1 pseudogene is annotated in these 2359 nt (G+C 40.9%); it reads left to right on the plus strand.

The features are described 5' to 3' along the window. Positions 1-247: 247 nt before the first annotated feature. Positions 248-2359, plus strand: a pseudogene (locus ACFIMU_RS08565) (hypothetical protein); the annotation flags it as partial.

Genomic DNA, 2359 nt, shown 5'->3' on the forward strand with positions numbered 1-2359 from the left:
GTTAGGAAAAAACAACACACTAAAACCCTTAGACTCTAAATGTGTTATCTTTATGTCAAAAAACATAATCAAAAAGACAAGCATTTAGGTCCCAACACAGAGAGCACAAACAAAACAAAAGACTCAAAATGTTCACACTCTAAGCAATGATTCTCTACTCTAAGTTCCAAAGAGATCAGTAATGCTAAAATGTGTCTTTTTTATGTTTTGAAGGTGTTTTTAAGTTTTTTTCATTGGAGAGTTTGTTATGAAAAAAAAATATTCCACACCAAATTTAATTAAAGTTATCTCTCTTAGTACGGTAATGGCCACACTTTTATCGAGTGTTTCTCCTGTTTTTGCGGCGAATCTCTCAATAACAGGAGAGATAATTAGAAGCACAAATAGTGTTAATGTTATGTATCCGCATGGTAGTCATGGGAGTGTTGTTTTTTCTGGTGATGATGACTTCTGTGGTGCAGACAACGTTGTTGGTCGTGGCGGCAAACAACAACAAGGAATTGCTGATAATCGACGAATAACCGCAGAGCAACAATATAATAGATTTATTACTGATCAAGCGTTTAATGGTCGTCATCCTTATGGTACGACCACTGAACAGGTGATTTGGACTGGTGATGGATACACGGGTAGCACTAATGGTAAAGTTTTGGGTGGTTATATAGGGGGAAGTACTGGTGGTTTTATTAATGCATTGCCTGAGGCTTATGGTGCTTATTCTTTTGCAACAGGGTGTGGGTCTGCAGCGACGGGTAATTATTCAACCGTTTTTGGTTCAGGTGCGACAGCAAAGGCTGGAGGAGCGCAAGCCTTTGGTGTTTCCGCACTTGCAGGTGGTATAGCAAGTATTGCTATGGGCGTGGGATCAGAGGCGTCGGGGAAATCTTCAGTTGCTATTGGAGGGCTTGCAACTGCATTAGGTACAAATAGTGTTGCTTTAGGTACAGATGCTGAAGCTTTGGGGGCAGGTGCTATTGCAATAGGGGGCAGGCACTTTGAAAAAAACGCAGATAATCCTATCGGAAAAGTAATCGCGTATGCTGAAAATGCGATTGCTATAGGTACGCAAGCGTATGCTGTAACGGAAAATTCGGTTGCCATTGGTGTAAATTCAAAGGCGCTTGTTAATGATGGTGTTGCTGTAGGTGGAGGATCTATCTCTGATAGAAACAAGAATGTTGCTGGTTATGATCCTACAACAGGTAAAGAGACAACAAAAACCGGTATAGCATGGAAAAGCACAACAGGAGCTTTTAGTGTAGGAGATGCAGGTGGCGGGGGTAATGGTAAGCTAACACGACAAATTACCGGTGTGGCTGCGGGTAGTGAAGATACTGATGCAGTGAATGTTGCACAGTTAAAAGCGTTGCGAGATTTGGCATCAGGAGTTTGGAAACTCTCTGCTAACGATACCGATCCTACAGACGTAAATCCAGGCAGTACAATAGATTTTTCAGTGAAAAATAGTGAAGTAGGAAAAGATAACTTAAAAATTGCAGAAAATACTGCAGAAAGTAAGCATAAAATTGAATTTACTTTGAGTGATACTCTCAAACTTACAAGCGTCATTACAGGCAATAGTACGATGAGTGATGATGGCTTTGTGATTAAGGACGGCCCTAGCATGTCTGGGGGTGGTATTGATGCTGGGGGTAAAAAGATTACAGGAGTGTCTGATGGCACTGGAGCGAACGATGCCGTTAATTTTTCACAGTTAAGCAAAATCAGTGAGAGTCTTTCGTCCACAGCGAGAAATCTGGAAACGGCTATGGCGAATACATCAAAATATTTTGGTGGAGGTGCAGGAGTTGCTGGTTCTGCCATGACGGGACCAACTTATAACTTATCCAAGATTGATACAAAGGGTAATATAACAGAGGGCTCTTTTAATGATGTTGGGAGTGCTTTTGCCGGTCTTGATACAAATATCAAGCATGTGAATGCACGGATTAAAGAAGTTTCTGAAGGGATAGCACAGGATTCTTTGTTATGGAATGATGAAGCCAATGCCTTTGTAGCGCGTCATGAGAAGAAGCAAGAAGAAAAAGGCAGAGCTGTAAGGAGACAGGAAAACAGTAAAATTACGTTTCTAGATAGTGGTGAGATCAGCGTTAAATCAACGGATGCTGTCAATGGTAGTCAACTTTATGCAATGGGTAACACACTTGCATCCTATTTTGGTGGTGGTGCTGGTTACGATGAAGAGAACATATGGAGAGATCCAGATTTCAAGATCAAGCAGTTTAGTGAGGATGGTACTTCTTTTGACAAGAAATATACGAATGTAGCGGATGCACTTGCAGGAGTTGGAAGTTCTATCACGAATGTTCAGAATAAATTGACTGAACAGGTTAATAAT

This window comes from Bartonella sp. AC70YNML (assembly GCF_042196545.1).
In the GTDB taxonomy this organism is placed as follows: domain Bacteria; phylum Pseudomonadota; class Alphaproteobacteria; order Rhizobiales; family Rhizobiaceae; genus Bartonella.